This window comes from Rhizorhabdus sp., assembly GCF_018006725.1.
Lineage (GTDB): Bacteria > Pseudomonadota > Alphaproteobacteria > Sphingomonadales > Sphingomonadaceae > Rhizorhabdus.
In genome coordinates this window covers 1-3,704 of the sequence record NZ_JAGMXV010000371.1, presented here as the reverse complement: position 1 = coordinate 3,704, position 3,704 = coordinate 1, and the positions used below count along the sequence as shown (strand labels likewise).

At 66.5% G+C, this 3,704-nt stretch carries 6 protein-coding genes; 3 read left to right on the top strand and 3 right to left on the bottom strand.

The genetic code is table 11. The features are described 5' to 3' along the window. The 3 genes from yidD to rpmH form a co-directional block, all read right to left on the bottom strand. On the bottom strand, window positions 1-140 hold a 140-nt coding region (gene yidD / locus KAY22_RS28035), incomplete at its 3' end, for a membrane protein insertion efficiency factor YidD (RefSeq protein ID WP_366514174.1). A gap of 55 nt (window positions 141-195) precedes the next feature. Beyond that, entirely contained in the window at window positions 196-486 is a 291-nt protein-coding gene (rnpA, locus tag KAY22_RS26210; RefSeq protein ID WP_366514173.1) for a ribonuclease P protein component, read from the bottom strand. Between the two features lie 81 nt (window positions 487-567). Next, complete coding sequence (gene rpmH, locus KAY22_RS26205) at window positions 568-702, bottom strand: 50S ribosomal protein L34 (RefSeq protein ID WP_020698875.1); 135 nt, start codon at window positions 700-702, stop codon at window positions 568-570. 110 nt (window positions 703-812) lie between these two features. Between rpmH and KAY22_RS26200 the strand changes: the two genes are divergently transcribed. The 3 genes from KAY22_RS26200 (at window position 813) to KAY22_RS26190 (ending at window position 3,662) form a co-directional block, all read left to right on the top strand. Then, window positions 813-1,460 (top strand): glutathione S-transferase family protein, encoded by a 648-nt coding sequence (locus KAY22_RS26200; RefSeq protein WP_296626021.1) that lies wholly within the window; start codon window positions 813-815, stop codon window positions 1,458-1,460. 65 nt (window positions 1,461-1,525) lie between these two features. Next, entirely contained in the window at window positions 1,526-2,236 is a 711-nt protein-coding gene (locus KAY22_RS26195) for a VTT domain-containing protein (RefSeq protein ID WP_296626020.1), read from the top strand. A gap of 1 nt (window position 2,237) precedes the next feature. Next, the gene (locus KAY22_RS26190) at window positions 2,238-3,662 is read left to right on the top strand and encodes an FAD-dependent oxidoreductase (protein ID WP_296626019.1); all 1,425 of its coding nucleotides are present in this window, start codon (window positions 2,238-2,240) and stop codon (window positions 3,660-3,662) included. Window positions 3,663-3,704 lie beyond the last annotated feature (42 nt).

The following is a 3,704-nucleotide window of genomic DNA, read 5'->3' as shown; positions in this document are numbered from 1 at the left end:
CTTCCCCGCAACGCGCCATGCGTCGCCACCGCCCCAGCCGCATAGGCCGAGCAGGACGGCTCGTAGCGGCAGGCGCCGACAAAGAAGTAGGCGAGCGTGAGCTGATAGAAGCGGATCGCGCCACGCAGGACGAAGGACATCATGCGGCCCGGAAACTGGCGACTTAACCGCGCGGGCGCAAGCAGTCCGTGCAGGTCATGGCGTCGCGACGAGCTGCGCCTTGAGACGCTTCAGCGCCTCCCGCAGCTCTCCGCGCATTGCAGCGAAGTCGCGGACGAGGGCGCCCTGTCGGCCGACCAGCACATAGTCGAGGTCCGGCCGCGCCTCGGCCGGGATCACCAAGCGGGCAATTTCGCGCAAGCGCCGACGCACGCGGTTGCGGACCACGGCATTGCCGACCTTGCGGGTTACGGTGAAACCCACCCGGATGTCGGGCAGGGCGATTTCGGCAGGAACAGGGGCCACCTGGAGTACGAATCCAGGCATGGCACAGCGGCGTCCGGCTTGGACGCGCAGAAAATCGCGACGATTCGGCAAACGCCCGAGGCGCGCCGCAGCCAAAAGAGGCTAGGCCGACAGACGCTTGCGGCCCGACCGGCGGCGATTGGCGATGACCTTGCGGCCGCCCACCGTCGCCATGCGGGACCGGAAGCCATGCCGGCGCTTGCGCACCAGCTTGCTCGGCTGATAGGTGCGTTTCATGACGCAACTCCTTCAAATACAACGCCCCCGCGCGGTGCGCAGGGGCAAATTCCGTGGCCGAGCGTAATAAGCATGAGACGGCGACGAGTCAACGAGGCCTAAGATGGCCCATGACACTCTTCCTGCACGGCTACCACTTCAGTGTTTACACGAGAATCGCCCGTCTGGCCCTGGCCGAGAAGGCCGTGACCTACGAAAGGGTCGAGGTGAACCCCTTCGCGGCGGACTGTCCACCCGACTATCTGGCGCTTCACCCGTTCCGACGGGTCCCGACCCTCGTCCATGACGGTTTCGCACTCTACGAAACCGGCGCCATCACCCGCTACGTCGACCGGGCCTTCGCCGGGCCTGCCCTCCGGCCGGCCTCCCCGCGGGCCCTTGCCCGCATGGACCAGATCATTGGCATCGTCGATTCCTATGCCTATTGGCCCCTGGTCCGGCAGGTCTTCGTGCACGACGTCTTTCGTCCCCGCACCGGCGGCGAGGTCGATCTGGTGGAGCGAGACAAAGGCTTGGACGCTGCTGCTCGTGTCCTGATGGCGCTCGATACCCTGGCCTCCGACGATGCCTGTCTCTGCGGCCCCGAGGTCTCTCTGGCCGATTTCCACCTCGGCGCCATGATTGCCTACTTCGCCCTGTCCCCGCACGGCAGCGCCTTGCTCGCCAAGCATCGGCGGCTCGCCGCATGGTGGACGCGCTTCAGCAGACGTCCCAGCCTCGCCGCGACCGACCCGGGCTTGCCGGTAACCCAGCCGTGACAGCATGTGCTTTGAGGTCCGGTGCGCACAGGTGATTATCGGGGCGAGGCGATGCGAAAGGCCAGATGACCCCGTTGATGCTCCGCCGGCTGCTTCCCGTGGCGATTCTCCTGGGTGGCTTGGCGGTGTTCCTGCTGCTCGGTCTCGAGCGCTACTTTTCCTACGACCTGCTGTATCGCCATCAGGCGACACTGACCAAGTGGGTCGCGAAGCACGCCTTTATCTCGGCGGCGGCGTTCATCCTGGCCTATGCCACCGTCGTCGCCTTCTCGCTGCCGATTGCCATGGTCGTCACACCGGTGGCGGGCTTCCTGTTCGGGACCTGGATGGGCGCCGGTCTTTCGGTAATCGGCGCGACGCTGGGCTCGATCGCCGTCTTCCTCGCTGCCCGCACCGCCTTCCGCGACCTCTTCCGCGCCCGCGCCGGCGCCGCGCTGGCGCGGCTGGAAGCAGGCTTCCAACGCGACGATTTCAGCTACCTCCTGTTCCTGCGACTGGTGCCGGTCTTTCCCTTCTGGTTAATCAACATCGTGCCGGCGCTGCTGGGCATGCGGCTCGGCCGCTATGTGCTCGCGACCATGATCGGCATCGTGCCGGCGGCAATCGTCTATGCGAGCGTCGGCGCCGGCCTCGGCATATTGATCGAACGCGGCGAGCGGCCCAATCTCGGGATCATCTTCGAGTGGCGCATCTTTTTGCCGCTTCTGGGGCTGGCGGCGCTGTCGTTGCTACCGGTCGTCTATACCCGCCTGCGCAAGCCCAACGTCACACCCTGACATGAGCCAACGCCTCACTCCCGATGTCTGCGTGGTCGGCGGCGGTTCGGCTGGCCTGGTCGTCGCCGCCGGCGCCGCACAACTCGGCCTCGACGTCGTGCTGATCGAGCGCGCCTTGATGGGCGGCGATTGCCTCAATTTCGGCTGCGTGCCCTCCAAGGCGCTGATCGCGGCGGCGAAGGCGGCGCAGGCTCAGCGCAGCGGTGGCGCCTTCGGCATTGCCCCGGTCGAGCCGCGGATCGATTTCGCGCGCGTGATGGATCATGTGGCCCAAACCATCGCCGCCATCGCCCCCAACGATTCAGTGGCGCGTTTCGAGAAGCTCGGCGTGCGGGTTCTCAAGGAGGAGGCACGCTTCGTCGGTCGCACCGAGATGCAGGCCGGTCCGCATCGCATCGCAAGCAAACGCATCGTGCTCGCGACCGGCTCGCGCGCCGCCCTGCCGCCCATCCCGGGCCTCGCCGACACGCCGCACTTCACCAACGAGACGATCTTCGCCAACCGCATCTTGCCTGCGCATCTCCTGATCATCGGCGGCGGCCCCATCGGCATCGAGATGGCACAGGCGTTCCGGCGTCTGGGATCCCACGTTACGGTGCTGGAGGCAGCGACATTCCTGCCCAAGGACGATCCGGAACTCGCCGCCGTCGTCGTTGCACGGCTGCGCGAAGAAGGCGTCGATCTGCGCAGTGGCGTGAAGATCGACCGCGTCGAACGCACACCCGACGGCGGCGTCGCCGTCCTGGCCGACGGCACGCGGCTCACTGGAACACATCTCCTGGTCGCCGCCGGTCGCACGCCCGTGACCGAGGGGCTCGATCTAGACAAGGCCGGCGTCGCCCACACAAAGAAGGGCATCGCCGTCGATGCGTCCCTGCGCACGTCCAACCGCAACGTCTGGGCGATCGGCGATTGCAACGGGCTCTACCCTTTCACGCATATGGCCGGCTACGAAGCCTCGCTGTTCATCCGCGGCGCGCTGTTTCGAGCGCCGGCAAAGCTCGATGCGGCTATCGTGCCTTGGGCGACCTACAGCGATCCGGAGTTGGCGCAGGTTGGCGTCGGCGAACACGAAGCGCGACAGAAGTACGGTGATGGTATCAAGGTGCTGCGCTGGAAATTCGCCGAGAATGATCGGGCGCAGACCGAGCGCGCGACCGACGGCCTCGTGAAGGTGACTACCGATCCGCGCGGCCGCATCCTGGGCGCCGCCATCGTGGGACCGCAGGCTGGCGAACTGATCCAGCCCTGGTGCCTCGCCCTCTCGAGGCGGCTCAAGATTTCAGCCCTGGCGAGCTTCGTACCGCCCTATCCGACGCTCGGCGAAGCCAGCAAGCGCGCCGCTGGCAGTTACTTCACTGAAACGCTGTTCGGCCCGCGCACCCGCGGCCTTGTCCGCTTCCTGGCACGACTGCCGGTCTGGTAGACCTGTCCGACGGATACTCGTCGAAGGTATACGCCCAGAAGG